This is a genomic window from Paractinoplanes atraurantiacus (genome assembly GCF_900215205.1).
Taxonomy (GTDB): Bacteria; Actinomycetota; Actinomycetes; order Mycobacteriales; family Micromonosporaceae; genus Actinoplanes; species Actinoplanes atraurantiacus.
Genome location: NZ_OBDY01000034.1, coordinates 24,013 through 37,728 on the forward strand (window position 1 = coordinate 24,013; position 13,716 = coordinate 37,728).

Here is a 13,716-nt window from a genome sequence, read left to right on the forward strand (position 1 = left end):
ATATCCACATGCTTCACCGCAACCCCTCGATCCACAGGAGTTGCGCCTTGTTCCACTCAGTACTGGCGGTCGTCACGACCGCCGCCCTGGCGACGGTGCCGGCCGGTCAACCCGCGCCGGCGCCCACCGCCGCCGCGCCCGACGGCCGGGCCACGACGGTCACCCTCATCACCGGCGACCGGATCACCGTGACCGGCACCGCCGTCGGTGTCGCCCGCGCCTCCGGTGGCGTCCGGATCAGCACGTTCAAGGGCCAGACGTACGCCTATCCCGACGCCGCCATGCCGTACGTGACCTCGGGCCTGCTCGACGACGACCTGTTCAACGTCACCAAGCTCATCGCCGACGGCTACGACGACGCGCACACCGGCGCGACCCCCGTGATCGTGCAGTACGCCGGCGGCGTCGCCCCGGCCGGCAAGCAGCCCGCCGGCGTCACCCCGGTCCGCACCCTGGCCAGCATCGGCGGGGCCGCGCTGACCGTCGACCACGACGCCACCGCGGACTTCTTCGCCTCCCTCACGACGGCCCGCAAGGGCACCTCGATGAGGCGTGTCTGGCTCGACGGGAAGGCCCACGCCGACCTGGCCGACAGCGTCGCCAAGATCGGCGCCCCCGAGGTCTGGGCCGGTGGCGACACCGGGCAGGGCGTCGACGTGGCCGTCCTGGACACCGGCGTCGACACCGGGCACCCCGACCTGGCCGGGCGGATCGCCGAGACGGCCAGTTTCGTGCCCGGCGAGGAGGTCACCGACCGGCACGGGCACGGCACCCACGTGGCCTCCACGATCGCCGGCACCGGCGCCGCCTCCGACGGCAAGGAACGGGGTGTCGCCCCCGGCGCCGAGCTGCACATCGGCAAGGTGCTCAACGACGCCGGCGAGGGCCAGGACTCCTGGATCATCGGCGGCATGGAGTGGGCCACCCGCACCGCGAAGGCCAAGGTCGTCAGCATGAGCCTGGGCGGCGGCCCGAGCGACGGCTCCGACCCGCTCAGCGAGGCGGTCGACCGGCTCAGCGCCGAGACCGGCGCCCTGTTCGTCATCGCGGCCGGCAACAGCGGCCCGGACGCGCAGACGGTCAGCGCCCCCGGCGCGGCCGACTCCGCGCTGACCGTGGGCGCCTCGGACAGCCGGGACCGGCTGGCCGTCTTCTCCAGCCGGGGCCCGCGGGTCGAGGACAACGCACCGAAGCCGGACCTCACCGCGCCCGGCGTCGACATTCTGGCCGCCCGCTCGCAGTACGCCCCGGAGGGCGAGGGCTCGTACCAGACGATGAGCGGCACCTCGATGGCCACGCCGCACGTGGCCGGCGCGGCCGCGCTGCTCGCCGCCGCACACCCGGACTGGACCGGGCCGCGGCTCAAGGACGCGCTGATGAGCACGTCCAAGGCGACCCCGTGGTCACCGGTCGAGTTCGGCGGCACCGGCCGCCTCGACGCCGCCGCGGCGGTGAAGGGCACGCTCTTCGCCACCGGCACGACGTTCCACGAGCTGAAGTTCCCGTACTCATCCGGGCAGAAGGACACCCGGACCATCACCTACACCAACATCGGCGACCAGGCCGTCACCCTCGACCTGGCGTCGACGAACGAGGCCTTCACCCTGCCGCGGAAGAAGGTCACGGTTCCCGCCCACGGCACGGCGACGGCCGAGGTGGTCGCTCCGCTCGACCCGATGCCCGACGACACGTACGCCATCGGCTCGGTGACGGCGACAAACGGGGAGCAGAGCCTGCGTACGACCGTGGGCCTCAACCGCGAGGGCCAGCGGGCGAACCTGACCGTGAACTCCAAGGGCCCGGACGGCAAGCCGCTGCCCGGCGTGCTCATCATCAAGGACATCAAGCACGACACCGCGCCCCGGGCCTACGAGGTCGGCGCCGATGGCGCGCTGACACTGCGGCTGCCGGTCAGCACGTGGGCGATCTGGCAGTACGCCGACGTGCCGGGCCTCCGTGGCCCGCACTCGCTGGGCATGGCCGTGCTGGCCGCGCCCGAGGTGGTGCTGACCGCCGACCGCAAGCTCACCCTGGACGGCACGAAACTGGTGCCGGCCAAGGTGACCACCCCGCAGCGCACCAGCATGGCCCAGCTGCGGGCCGACGTCTTCCGCTCCTACCCGGGCAAGCACCCGTTCGGCGACGACTACGTGGTGGGTCCCCGGTACGACAGCATCTGGGCCACGCCGACCGGCAAGAAGGTCACCCAGGGCACGTTCACCTTCGGCACCCGCTGGAGCGCCGTCCAGCCTCCGCTGGCGCTGACCGTGGGCGGCAAGGTCTTCGACGACCTGCTGTGGCAGTCCGGCTCGCCCAAGCTGCCCGACGGCGTCAGGCGGAGCCAGGCCGTGCTGGTCAAGCCGGGCGGCTCTTTCGCCGCGGCGAAGGGCAAGGTCGCGGTCGTACGCTTCGCCGACGTCGACACGGCGATCACCCAGGCCGCGGCCGCGGCGAAGGCCGGCGCCACCCTGCTCGTCATCGTCAACTCCGGCCCGGGCCGGCTCGACGCCTGGTGGGAGGTGGGTGATCCGCTCACCCCGCTGCCCGTCGCCGCCGTCGCCCGGGACGAGGGCGAGCAGCTGATCGCCCGTCTCGGCCGGGCCGAGGTGGCGGTGGAGGCGCACCCGGCGCCCCACTACGTCTACGACCTCAGCAAGTGGTTCTCCGGCGCCGTGCCGGCGAGCCTGACCTGGCAGCCGAAGCAGCGTGACCTGGCCCGGGTCGAGCAGGACTTCCGCAGCCGTACGGCCGGCACCGGCCTGATGGCCCGCGGCGACCTCAACGCCGACCTGAACGCCTACCTGTACGGCCCGGCGCTGACCGTCCCCGCCCAGGGCAGGCGCACCGACTGGGTCTCCACCGGCTCCTGGATGGAACAGGCCGGGGTGTACCCGGTCGTCCAGATCTCCGACGGGCACAGCTATCCGGCCGGCCGGACGAGCCGGACGAGCTGGTTCGCCCCGGTCGCGCGGCCCCGCCTGTTCGAGCGCGGCGGGCCGGCCCGGATCGGTGAGGCCGTCGCCTTCTTCGGCCTGGCGCCGTTCGGCGACGGCGATCCGCACCACCAGGGCAGCCTGGAGGAGGAACTGACCCAGAGCACGGCGCTCTACCACGGCGGCACCGAGCTGGCCCGGATCGACGGGTCGTTCTTCGACGTCGTGGTCGGGGCCGGGGCGACCCCGCTGCGGCTGGTCACCGAGACCGCCCACGCCGGCACGGTCACGCCGTACAGCACGAAGACGTCGACTTCGTGGTCGTTCGTCGCGCCCGCCGTCGATCTGAGCCAGGACGTCGTCAACGAGCCGCTCGACCTCGTGCAGCTCGACTACGCGGTGGCGACCGACCTGTCCGGCCGGGCCTCCCGGCAGGCGCAGCTGGGTGTGACCGCGAGCCGTCTGGACGGCACCGCGCTGCGCACGGCGGTCAAGGTCGAGGTGTCGTACGACGACGGCCGCACCTGGCGCGCGGTGAAGAGCAGGATCGACGCCCCGCGCTCGGCCAAATACGTCAGTGTGCGGGCGACCGCAGAGGACAAGGCCAAGCGCTCCTCGGTCACCCAGACCGTGATCCGGGCGTTCGGCCTGCGGTAGGGCCGGAGCGCACCCACTACGCCAGGGCTTCCCGCAGGGCCTTGCGGGCGTAGTGGGTGCGCGACTTGACCGTGCCGACCGGCACCCCGAGCCGGTCGGCGATCCGCTCGATCGGCTCGCCGCGCAGGTAGACGTCGCTCAGCAGGGCCCGGTTGGCCTCGCTGAGCTGCGCGAACGCCGAGCGCACGGCCTTGGACGCGAGCGCCGTGTCACCGGTCTCGTCCGAGCCGGTGGCCACCCACGTCAGGTCGCCCACGCCCACCTCGACCGGCCGGTAGCGCCGCGAGCGCACCGAGTCGATGACCAGCCGGCGGGCCACCGTGAACAGCCAGCGCCGCTCCTCCTCCGAGTTGGGCGGCAGCCCGTTCACGTGCCGCCAGGCCCGCACCATCGTCTCCTGCGTGAGGTCCTCGGACGTCTGCCGGGCGCCCCGCGTGAGCTTGAGGATGAAGTAGTAGACGTCGCGGGAGTGCGCGGCGTGCAGGGCCGTCATGCGTGCGTCGGCGTCCATGACTCACCCGGCCGTGTGGAAGCGCCGCAGCGCGGCCAAAGTGCCGACGGGGTTTTCCTCGGGCAGGAAGTGGCCGCCGGCCAGGCCCTCGCCGACGACGTCGTCCGCCCAGCCGCGCCAGACGTCGAGGGGGTCGTACCACGTGCCGACCGGGCCGCCGGCGCTCCACAGCACCTGCACCGGGCAGCCGATCCGGCGCCCGTTCGCCTGGTCCTCGTCGTCGGCGGCGCGGTCGGTGGTCGCGCCCGCCCGGTAGTCCTCGCAGATCGCCCGTACGACATCGGGGTCGTGCACGAAGTGCGAGTACTCGGCCAGCGTGTGCTCGTCGCGCCGGCGCAGCGATCCGCCGAACTGGACGTCGAAGAAGAACCAGTCCGGGTCGTGGACGATCAGGATCTCCGGGACGGGGTACGGCTGAGCCAGCATCGCCCAGTGCCAGTAGACCAGGGCGAAGCGGTCGTCCGCGCGCGCCCACACCTCGCCGGTCGGCACGACGTCGAGAACCGTCAGCCGCCGTACGGCCGAAGGATGGTCGAGGGCGAGCCGATAGCCGACCCGGCCGCCGCGGTCGTGCCCGGCCACGTCGAACCGGTCGTAGCCGAGCTTGGCCATCAGCCCGAGCACGTCCGAGGCCATCGCCCGCTTGCTGTAGGCGTGGTGCTCCGGGTCCGGCTCGGGTTTGGAGCTTCCGCCGTAGCCGCGCAGGTCCGGCGCCACGACGGTGAAGTCGCGGGCCAGTTCACCGGCGACGGCCGACCAGCACAGGTGGGTCTCCGGGTAGCCGTGCAGCAACAGCAGCGGCGGCCCGGAACCACCCCTGCGCACCCGGAGCGTCTGATCGCCGACCGTGATCTGCTCCAGCTCGTACCCGTCGAACCCAGCCATCGAAGTCTCCTAGGGAAAGAGCGGTGCCCGCCGGCGCCGTTGCCGGCGGGCAGCCGCGGCTCAGCTGGTGAAGGCGACCGCTTCGAGGATCACGGCCGTGACCTCGTCGGGCCGCGACGTCGCGATGGCGTGCGACGCGCCGGCGACCTCGCGGACGCCCTGCGGCGACGACCGTTGCACCTGCCAGCGGAAGACGTCGGCCGGGATGTTGCGGTCGCTGTCGCCGAAGACCTCCCACGTCGGCAGGGTCTTCCAGGCCGGCTTGTCGGCCGACAGCTCGTCGGTGAGCGCCTTCTGAGTCACCGAGCGCTGGGTGCGCCCGAGCAGGATGGCGTCCTCCAGCTCGAGGTCGGCCCCGAACTGCGACGGGAACTTGGCCGGGTCGATCTTCAGCTCGGTGTTGCCGTCCGACAACGGGAACGTCACCAGCGCCTCGCCCAGCGTGCCGCCGGGGAACTTGCCGGACAGGGAGAACGCGGACTCGCCGTGGTCGGGCACGAAGGCCGCGACGTAGACCAGCGCGCGTACCGGGTCGAGGCCGGTCGCGGCCTCGGTGATGACCATGCCGCCGTACGAGTGGCCGACGAGCACGACCGGGCCGCCGACGCCGTTGACGACGTCACGCACGTACTGGGCGTCGGTGGCGAGGCTGCGCAACGGATTCGCCACGGCGATGGCGTCGATGCCCTGCTTGGCCAGTTCCGAGATGACCGGGTTCCAGGCGGTGGAGTCGGCGAACGCGCCGTGCACGAGAACGACTGTGGGTTTCATCTTTCTCCCCTTAGGCCAAACCGAATTTGATGGCCGCGATCGCCTGGGCCGTGGCGGCCCGCGAGGCGCGCGTGTCCTTGAGCGGGTTGAGCATCATGAAGTCGTGGATGGTGCCGTCGTAGCGGACGGTCGTGATCGGCACGCCGGCCGCGCGCAGCTTGGCCGCGTACGCCTCGCCCTCGTCGCGCAGCACGTCGGCCTCGTCGACGAGCAGGAAGGTCGGCGGCAGGCCCTTGAGGTCCTCGAGCGAGGCCTGGTTGGGCGACGCGGTGATCTCCGAGCGGACCGACTTGTCGGGCGCGTACTGGTCCCAGAACCAGGCCATGGCGGCCGCGGTCAGGTGCGGGCCGTCGGCGAACTGCTTGTAGCTCCCGGTGTCCATCCGGGCGTCGGTGACCGGGTAGTACATCGAGACGTGCTTGAAGGCGACGTCGCCGCGCTGCTTGGCCAGGAGGCTGACGGCCGCGGTCATGTTGCCGCCGACCGAGTCGCCGGCCACGGCCAGCCGCGAGGCGTCCAGCCCTTCGGCGGCACCCTCCTTGACGATCCACTGCGCGGTGGCGTACGCCTGCTCGATCGCGACCGGGTAGTGCGCGTCCGGGGACGGTGTGTACTCGACGAAGACGAACGCGAACCCGGTGCCGATGGTGAGCTGGCGGACCAGGCGATCGTGGGTCCCGTTGTTGCCGAGCACCCAGCCGCCACCGTGGATGTAGAGCACGGCCGGCAGCGGGCCGGTCGCGCCGACCGGCTTGACGATGCGGACCCGCACGTCGCCGACCTCGGCCGGCACGGTGATCCACTTGTCGTCGACCTCGGGCAGGTCCGTGAGACCGGCCTGCACACCGTCGAGGATCTTGCGGGCCTCGACCGGGGTGACCTGATAGACGAACGGCGGCTGGGCGGCCGCCTCGCCGAACGCTTGGGCGGCCGGCTCCAGAACGATGTCGGACACTTTCGGTACTCCGTTCCTCGGGTGTGAACTGAAGCTAGGAAGAGCCAGTGCGAAACGAGTGACTCACCAGTGCCGCCGGGTCGCCCGTGCGGGAGACCTCGGTGAACGCGGTGAGGAGGTCGCGGTGGTCCACCGACGACACCCGGCTGTCACCGGAGGTCTCGAGCCGGGTCCGGGCCCGGCGGGTGAGCTGCCGCGCGTGGGCCTCGGTGACGCCCAGCAGGCCGGCGATCTGCCGGTAGGGGAGCGCGAACGCCTCGCGCAGCAGGAAGGCGACGCGCTCGCGGGGGCCGAGGCGCGACAGCAGCAGCGCCATCGCGCCGCGCAGCTGGTCGGCTTCCACCACCATGGCCGCCGGGTCCTCGCCCGGCTGGGCCCGCTCGGCCGGCCAGAGACCGACCGGGCTCTGGTGCCGCGCGTACGCGGTAGTGGTCCGGGTCAGGGACAGGCGGGTCGTGGTGCGGCTCAGGAACGCCGGCGCGTCCCGGACCACTGTGCGGTCGGTGCCGTTCCAGCGCAGCCACGCGTCCTGCACCACGTCCTCGGCGTCCGGGCCGGCGATGCCCCGGGCGATGCGGAGCAGCCGATCGCGTACGCCGAGGAAGTCGTGCAGGCCGTCGTCGATCGTCATGGTTCCTCGCATGGGAGGAACGCTAGAAAGGGTCAGTGCTGGTCGAGTGCCGATGCAGTGACGTACGGAAACTCGTCGCTCGTGCGGACCGCGGTCAGCCCGGTGCTCACCGCCGCGTTGGTGGCCAGCGAGAACATCACCTCGGGCGCGTTGTCACTCAGGTGCCGCCCGTTGAAGTCGGTGAAGCCGAAGACCGCGGCCGTGCCGACCTGATAGGGCAGGGTGTCGGGCAGGATCCGCTGCGCGACCGCCAGGGCGTACGCCTCGGGCCGGGCCGACGTGCCCAGGCGCCGCACCGCCGCCGCGACCATCCCGCGCACCTGTCCGCCGTAGCGGGCCCAGTCCTCGCCCGGGTGGGTGCCGTTGGCCGCGCTCGCCTCGTCGCCGTCGGCGTCACGGAAGATCGGCCAGATCATCGGCAGCCCGGCCCGGCCGGTCTGGTGCCAGCCGCCGGCGTCGGTGGCCAGCAAGGAGGCGCTCCACACCCGGATCATCCGGTCGGGGAAGAGCTGCCCGTCGCGGTGCGGCACTCGCAGCACGATGCTCCAGACCGACGAGCCCTCGAACGTGTTGGTGGCCTTGCCCGGCAGATATCCGGTGATCTCGGCGTCCTCGCCGTGGATGAGCAGCCGGTCGACGGCGGCCAGCTGGGACAGGTCCAGATAGAACGGGTCGAAGGCGCGGCCGGTCCAGATCCGCAGGCCGTCCGGGCCGTCGACGGGCTCGCCGGCCGGGCCGGCCGCGATCTCGGCGCCGTCGCGGGTGACCCGCACCGCGCCGTCGGCGAAGGTGAAGCCGAAGACCAGGTTCTCGGCCGGAGAGTCGTCCAGGTGGACCCGGAACTCGTAGCGGGCCTCGGGGTGGAAGCCGTCGGCGACGGCGTCGCCGGCCAGCGAGGTCCGCACGTTCATCACGAAGACGGTCGCGTCGAGGTCGTCGAAGACGTACTGGTCGGTGATGTTCAGGCGCGGGTCCTGGCGGGCCTGCGGCGAGTCCAGGTGGTGCGACATGGGGTCTTCCTCCGTTGCGACGGCGATGGCGAGGTCGCGGTCACCGTAGGAGCCGGGAGTGGACATCGACTGACGATGTAGTGACCGGCGGTTCGGCCGCCGTGGCGAGCGCCGGCACCGGGACGCCGGACCGGGTCGCCGCGCAGACGACGCGCCGCCATCGTGGGCACCAGTCGCGCAGGGCGAGCGCGAAGTACGGGTCGTCGAGCAGCACCCGGTCCGGCGTCGCGGTCAGCGCCTCGCGGGCGTAGGTCAGCAGCCGCCCGGCCAGCGCCGTGCCGCCCCGCCAGGCCCCGGCGACCGCCGCCAGGTCCATGCCCCAGCCGTAGGCGGCGCCGGCCGTCCGCAACCGTTCGAAGGCCCGCGCGTAGGCGACCGCCCGGGCCGCGTTCCAGGCCGCGCGGATCTCGGGGAGCGTCACGGTGAGCGCACCGATCGGCGCCGGCTGGTCCTTCGGCACGGCCGCCTCGGTGATCATCTCGTCGGCCTGCCAGGCCTGAAGGATCTTCCGATCGCCGACCAGGGCGTACGCCTCGGCGGCGAGTGAGGCCTCGGCCGCGACCAGTTCCTCGTACACCTGGCCCGCGAAGTGCCCCGCGCTGCCCGCGCCGGCGTACGCCACGCACGCGACGTTCTGAAAACGTGCCGCGGTGGCGTTCAGAAGCGGAAGAAGCCGCTGATAGGCGGCCCGGTCGCCGCCGACCACGTAGGACGGGCCGCGCTCGATGGTCCGCGGCCGCCCGGCGATCGCGCACCCGGCGAACAGCACCTCCGAACCGCGCATCCAGGCCGCCCGCCGTCCCGTGTCGGAATGCCGCGACGCGCAGCCGTCGGCCACCACATCACCCGGCTCGAGCAGGGGCAGCAGCTCGGCCAGCAGATCGTCCAGCTCGGAGCCGTCCAGCAGGATCAGGATGCGCGGCGCGCTCAGCGATTTCGCCATGTCCGCCGCGCCGGTCCGATCGGCGACCGCCACGCGATAGCCGTGGCCGGTCAGATTGCGCACGAAGGCCGCACCCCGCTCGCCGCGGGTCACCACACCGATCGTCGTCATGCCCGCCCTCAACGACCGGAGTTGATGTCCGTTCGAACCGTGTGTCAGCGGTCACCGAGGCGTTCGCGCAGCTGGGCCGCGACCGGGCCGACCGGCTCGGCCAGGGCGCCCAGCGCCTCGCGCCAGTGCTGCCGGGCCGCCTCCTCCTCGCCCGCGTCCCGGCAGGCGTCGCCCATGGCCAGCTGCACCTCGGCCAGCGCGGCCGGGCTGCCCGCCCGCTTGTAGGCGCCGGCCGCCTCCTCCCAGCGGGCCATCGCCTCCTCGGGCCGGCCCATCCGGCGGTAGAGGTTGGCCAGCAGGTCCCAGCTGTGCCCGGCGCCGAGCTCGTCACCGATGTCCCAGGACAGCGAGAGCGTCTCGCGCAGGAGGTCCTGGGCGTCGCGGGTGTGGCCGAGCTGGGCCCGGCTGCCGGCCAGCGTGCGCAGCGCCCGGGCCTCGTTCTCCCGGTTGCCGGTCGAGCGGAAGATCTCCAGCGCGCGCTCGCTGTGCCGCACGGCTTCCTGGTGCTCGTCGTGCTCGGCCCGCACGTACGCCCAGTTCAGCTCGACCATGGCCAGACCCGGCCGGTCGCCGAGCCGCTCGAACAGCGCCGCCGACTGGGTCAGATGCTCCGGCGCCTCGTCGTCGCGTTCGGCGTTGAACAGCGCACCGGCCAGGCTCCGGTGCAGATGCGCCTGCCCGGCCAGGTCGCCGTCGGCCACCGCGGCGGCCAGGCCGCGGCGCATGGTCGCCTCCCAGGCCGGCAGGCGGCCGGTGAAGTGCAGGTGGGTCTGCAGGGTCAGGGCCACGTGCCAGGCCACGCCGGGCGGGCCGTGCTCGACGATCGCGTCGAGCACCCGCCGCTCCGCGTCGAACCAGGCCATCGCGTCCTCGGGCCCGGCGAAGGCGGGCACGGTCACTCCCGCCCGGGGCTCCGGCGGCCGTGGCGGCGCCAGCGCGCGGGCGAGCAGCTCCTGCGCCTCGTAGGCGCCCGACCGGTAGAAGTCGTGAACCCGGCCCAGCGCCTCCCGGCGGTCCCCGGGTCCGTCGTGGCGGGTGCTCAGATCCGCCGCGTACTGCCGAAGCAGATCGTGCATGTGATGGCGGCCGGCCCGGGACTGGGTCAGCAGGTGGGTGGCCAGCTCGCCCAGCAGCATCCGGGCCGCGCGCGGCTCGACCGCGGCCAGCGACGCCGCGGCGGCGACCGTCACGTCGGGCCCGGGGTGCAGCGACAGCAGCCGGAACATCCGGGCCGCGCCCGGGCTCAGCGCCCGGTACGACCACGAGAAGACGGCGCTCAGGTCGGTGTCCTCGTCGGCGCCGAACGCGTCCAGGCCGGCGCCCGCCTCGGCCAGCTCCTCGGCGATGTCGGACAGCGGCGTGCCGGGCAGGGCGGCCGCCCGGGCCACGACCACCGAGGCCGCCAGCGGCAGCCGCCCGGTGCGCGCGATGATCTCGTCGACGGCCGCCGGCTCGGCCTCCACCCGCGCCGCGCCGAGACGGTTGACCAGGCCCTCGCGCACCTCGTGGGGTGACGGCAGGTCGAGCGGCACCGGGTGGGCGCCGCCGGTGGTGACCAGGCCGGTGATCCGTACCCGGCTGGTGACGACGGCCAGGCTGCCCGGCGCCGAGGGCAGCAGGTGCCGCACCTGCTCGAAGTCGCGGGCGTTGTCGAGCACCACCAGCACCCGGCGGCCGGCCAGCATGCTGCGGTAGAGCCCGGCCAGCGCGTGCAGCTCGGCCGGCAGCGTCTCCTGCGGCACCCCGAGCGAGCCCAGGAAGCCGCGCAGCGCCTCGTCCGGCGTCATGGCGGTGCCCTGCGCCGCGAAGCCGCGCAGATCGGCGAAGAGCTGACCGTCGGGATAGGACCCGGCGATCCGGTGCCCGAGGTGCACGGCGAAGGTGGTCTTGCCGATGCCGGGCATCCCGTCCACGGCCAGGGTCACCGCCGCCCGTCCCTGCCGGTGCCCCTCGCCGATCAGGGCCGTGGCCCGGGCCAGCACCGATTCGCGCCCGCTGAAGAAGGGCTGGTCGGGCGGAAGCTGGGCCGGGACGAACGTCCGCTCCGGCTCCTTCGCAGCGGGGCTGCCCTTCTGGTGCAGCAACCGGTCGTACGCCTCGGCCAGCTCCGGGCCGGGGTCGATGCCGAGCTCGTCGGCGAGCCGGTGCCGTACCTCCTGATAGGCCTCGACCGCCTCGGCCTGCCGTCCGTCCGCGGTGAGCGTGGCGATCAGCCGGGCCTGCAGCGGCTCGTCCAGCGGCGACCAGCCGACGGCCTGGCGCAGGGCCGGGATGACCGCGCGGGCCTGCCCGGCGGCCAGCGCCGTGTCGGCCGCCTCGCGCATCGCCTGCGACCGCTCGCCGTCGATGGCCACGAAGGTGGGAAGGCCGCGCTCGAGCCCGGCCGCGCACGGCCCGTGCCACAACCCGAGGGCCTCGGCCCAGAGCGGCACGGCCTGGCCGGGATCGCGCTCCTGCCGGGCCCGGCCGGCGAGCCGGCGGAACCGCAGCAGGTCGAGCATGTCCTCGCCGACCTTGAGCTGGTAGCCGGCGGCGTGCCGGACGAGATGGTCGCCGACGGCGCGCACCGGCAGGTCGGGCTCGATGAGCCGGCGCAGCGTGCCGATGTAGCGGTGCACGACGTTCACCGCGCTGGTCGGCGGGTCGTCCTCCCAGACCGCGTCGACCAGTTCACCGAGGCCCACGACGGTGCCGGCCCGGGCCAACAGCAAGGCCAGGACGAGGCGCTGCTGCCGGCCGCCGAGGTCGAGGTCGGTGTCGCCCCGCCACGCCCGGACCGGGCCGAGAATGGTGAATCGCACCGGTGCCATGCCCATCGTTATAACCCTTTGCCGCGTCGGAAACCTCCAGAGCGCTCCCCACTTTCGTCCGCCGGCCCGGCTGAAACATCAGTCGGATGACTATCGCGCGGCCCGGGCCGCCAGCCAGTCGGCGAACTTGGTGGGTGCCGTGCGGAATCCGGCGTCCGGGGTGAGCGAATTGTCGTCGAGCACGGCGCCGAAGTAGGCGGTGCCGGGGTCGGCCACGACCGTACGCGGATCGCCGTCGACCTTCAAGATCTGCCGGGCCAGCTCGTCCAGCGGGATCGCCTCGGGGCCGGCCACCTCGACCAGCCCGTTCACCGGCTCGGCCAGCGCCACCTCGGCGACCAGGGCGGCCACGTCGTCGGCGGCCATCGGGCGCAGCTTGGCCGGGGTGAGCCGGACCGTGTCGCCGTCGGCGCCGGTCTCGGCGATCGCCTTGACGAACTCGTAGAACTGGGTCGCCTTGACGATGGTGTACGGCGTGTGGCCGTCCTTGATCATCTCCTCCTGGGCCACCTTGGCCCGCATGTATCCGCTGTCACGCAGCCGGTCGGCGCCGACGATGGAGAGCGCGACGTGGTGGCGTACGCCCGCCGCGGCCTCGGCGTCGAGCACGTTGCCGGTCGAGGTCTTGAAGAAGCTCATCACCGCGTCGTCGGCGAAGTTCGGCGAGTTGGAGACGTCGACGACCACCTGCGCGCCGTCGAGCGCGGCGGCCAGGCCCTCGCCGGTGAGGGTGTTGACGCCGGTGTTGGGCGCGGCCGCGACGGCCTCGTGCCCCTGGTTGGCCAGGCGCTTGACCACGTTCGAGCCGATCAGCCCGGTGCCACCGATGACCACGATCTTCATGTCCAGCTCCCTTGTCTTCGTTGTCGGCACCGAAGTTAGGGAGCGCGGGTGCGGGATCGGTGACTAAAGAGTGACGGTGAACCGGCGCCCCCGCTCGTCGTTGTGCGCGGTTGGCCGCTTCCCCCAACGGCCGACCGATCGAAGGGCAGCAGGACATGAGAAACCACGAGCCCGTCTGCGTGGTGCATCCCGGCCGGGAGCCGTTGAGTCTCGGCGGTGTCGAGCAGCACGTACGGGTCGTCTACGCCGAGCCTTCGCTTCCGCTGCTTTCACCGCCGCGTTTCGAGTGCCACCCGGTGATCCTGCTGGGACACGCGTCGGGCGGCCCGATCGTCCTGCGGTTCGCGCTCGAGCATCCGGGCTCGGTGGCCGGGCTGGTGCTCTACTCGCCGGCCGCCGACGAGGAGGACCTGAGCGCCCTGAACCTGCCCACGCTGATCGTCACCGGCGCCCACGACGCCGTCTGCAGCCCGTCGCGGGCGGCCCGGCTGCACGGCCGGATCCGCGGCTCGGCCCTGCTCGTGCTCCCCGGCAGCGGCAGCAAGGCCCACCTCTCGCAGCCGGTGCCGTTCACCGGCGCCGTCTCCGAGTTCATCGAGCTGGTGACCGACGCCACGTAGCGAGAACTGGTTATCGAAAACGCGTTATCGCTAATG

At 72.9% G+C, this 13,716-nt stretch carries 11 protein-coding genes; 2 read left to right on the forward strand and 9 right to left on the reverse strand.

The genetic code is table 11. From position 1 onward, the window contains the following. Positions 1-47: 47 nt before the first annotated feature. Positions 48-3,590 (forward strand): S8 family serine peptidase, encoded by a 3,543-nt coding sequence (locus CRP55_RS44230; protein WP_245923749.1) that lies wholly within the window; start codon positions 48-50, stop codon positions 3,588-3,590. 16 nt (positions 3,591-3,606) lie between these two features. Here the strand turns inward: CRP55_RS44230 and CRP55_RS44235 are convergent, their stop codons facing one another. The 9 genes from CRP55_RS44235 to CRP55_RS44275 all read right to left on the reverse strand — a co-directional run bounded on the left by CRP55_RS44235 (position 3,607) and on the right by CRP55_RS44275 (position 13,060). After that, a complete protein-coding gene (locus CRP55_RS44235) occupies positions 3,607-4,101 on the reverse strand; it encodes a sigma-70 family RNA polymerase sigma factor (RefSeq protein ID WP_097328085.1) in 495 nt (164 codons plus the stop codon). 3 nt (positions 4,102-4,104) lie between these two features. Continuing rightward, positions 4,105-4,986 (reverse strand): alpha/beta fold hydrolase, encoded by an 882-nt coding sequence (locus CRP55_RS44240; RefSeq protein WP_097328086.1) that lies wholly within the window; start codon positions 4,984-4,986, stop codon positions 4,105-4,107. A gap of 60 nt (positions 4,987-5,046) precedes the next feature. Continuing rightward, positions 5,047-5,757, reverse strand: a complete 711-nt coding sequence (locus CRP55_RS44245; protein ID WP_097328087.1) for an alpha/beta fold hydrolase — start codon at positions 5,755-5,757, stop codon at positions 5,047-5,049. A gap of 10 nt (positions 5,758-5,767) precedes the next feature. Then, entirely contained in the window at positions 5,768-6,712 is a 945-nt protein-coding gene (locus CRP55_RS44250) for an alpha/beta hydrolase (protein ID WP_097328088.1), read from the reverse strand. 34 nt (positions 6,713-6,746) lie between these two features. Then, a complete protein-coding gene (locus CRP55_RS44255; RefSeq protein WP_097328089.1) occupies positions 6,747-7,355 on the reverse strand; it encodes a sigma-70 family RNA polymerase sigma factor in 609 nt (202 codons plus the stop codon). A gap of 20 nt (positions 7,356-7,375) precedes the next feature. Beyond that, complete coding sequence (locus tag CRP55_RS44260) at positions 7,376-8,419, reverse strand: DUF4331 family protein (RefSeq protein ID WP_097328090.1); 1,044 nt, start codon at positions 8,417-8,419, stop codon at positions 7,376-7,378. Next, the gene (locus CRP55_RS44265; RefSeq protein WP_097328091.1) at positions 8,394-9,407 is read right to left on the reverse strand and encodes an NAD(P)-binding domain-containing protein; all 1,014 of its coding nucleotides are present in this window, start codon (positions 9,405-9,407) and stop codon (positions 8,394-8,396) included. Before CRP55_RS44265 ends, CRP55_RS44260 begins: the two co-directional genes overlap by 26 nt. Before the next feature lie 44 nt (positions 9,408-9,451). Then, positions 9,452-12,217, reverse strand: coding sequence for an AfsR/SARP family transcriptional regulator (locus tag CRP55_RS44270; protein WP_179855612.1), 2,766 nt, complete (start codon positions 12,215-12,217; stop codon positions 9,452-9,454). A 90-nt stretch (positions 12,218-12,307) separates the two neighbouring features. Next, positions 12,308-13,060, reverse strand: a complete 753-nt coding sequence (locus CRP55_RS44275; RefSeq protein WP_097328093.1) for an SDR family oxidoreductase — start codon at positions 13,058-13,060, stop codon at positions 12,308-12,310. A gap of 155 nt (positions 13,061-13,215) precedes the next feature. Here CRP55_RS44275 and CRP55_RS44280 point away from each other — a divergent pair, with 155 nt between their 5' ends. Next, the gene (locus tag CRP55_RS44280) at positions 13,216-13,680 is read left to right on the forward strand and encodes an alpha/beta fold hydrolase (RefSeq protein ID WP_097328094.1); all 465 of its coding nucleotides are present in this window, start codon (positions 13,216-13,218) and stop codon (positions 13,678-13,680) included. Positions 13,681-13,716 lie beyond the last annotated feature (36 nt).

What these genes read in the sequence shown, in the direction of transcription:
- CRP55_RS44270 (WP_179855612.1), bottom strand. Translation starts at nt 12,217, where the DNA reads ATGGCACCGGTGCGATTCACCATTCTCGGCCCGGTCCGGGCGTGGCGG.
- CRP55_RS44235 (WP_097328085.1), bottom strand. Translation starts at nt 4,101, where the DNA reads ATGGACGCCGACGCACGCATGACGGCCCTGCACGCCGCGCACTCCCGC.
- CRP55_RS44255 (WP_097328089.1), bottom strand. Translation starts at nt 7,355, where the DNA reads ATGCGAGGAACCATGACGATCGACGACGGCCTGCACGACTTCCTCGGC.
- CRP55_RS44240 (WP_097328086.1), bottom strand. Translation starts at nt 4,986, where the DNA reads ATGGCTGGGTTCGACGGGTACGAGCTGGAGCAGATCACGGTCGGCGAT.
- CRP55_RS44275 (WP_097328093.1), bottom strand. Translation starts at nt 13,060, where the DNA reads ATGAAGATCGTGGTCATCGGTGGCACCGGGCTGATCGGCTCGAACGTG.
- CRP55_RS44245 (WP_097328087.1), bottom strand. Translation starts at nt 5,757, where the DNA reads ATGAAACCCACAGTCGTTCTCGTGCACGGCGCGTTCGCCGACTCCACC.
- CRP55_RS44265 (WP_097328091.1), bottom strand. Translation starts at nt 9,407, where the DNA reads ATGACGACGATCGGTGTGGTGACCCGCGGCGAGCGGGGTGCGGCCTTC.
- CRP55_RS44260 (WP_097328090.1), bottom strand. Translation starts at nt 8,419, where the DNA reads ATGTCCACTCCCGGCTCCTACGGTGACCGCGACCTCGCCATCGCCGTC.
- CRP55_RS44280 (WP_097328094.1), top strand. Translation starts at nt 13,216, where the DNA reads ATGAGAAACCACGAGCCCGTCTGCGTGGTGCATCCCGGCCGGGAGCCG.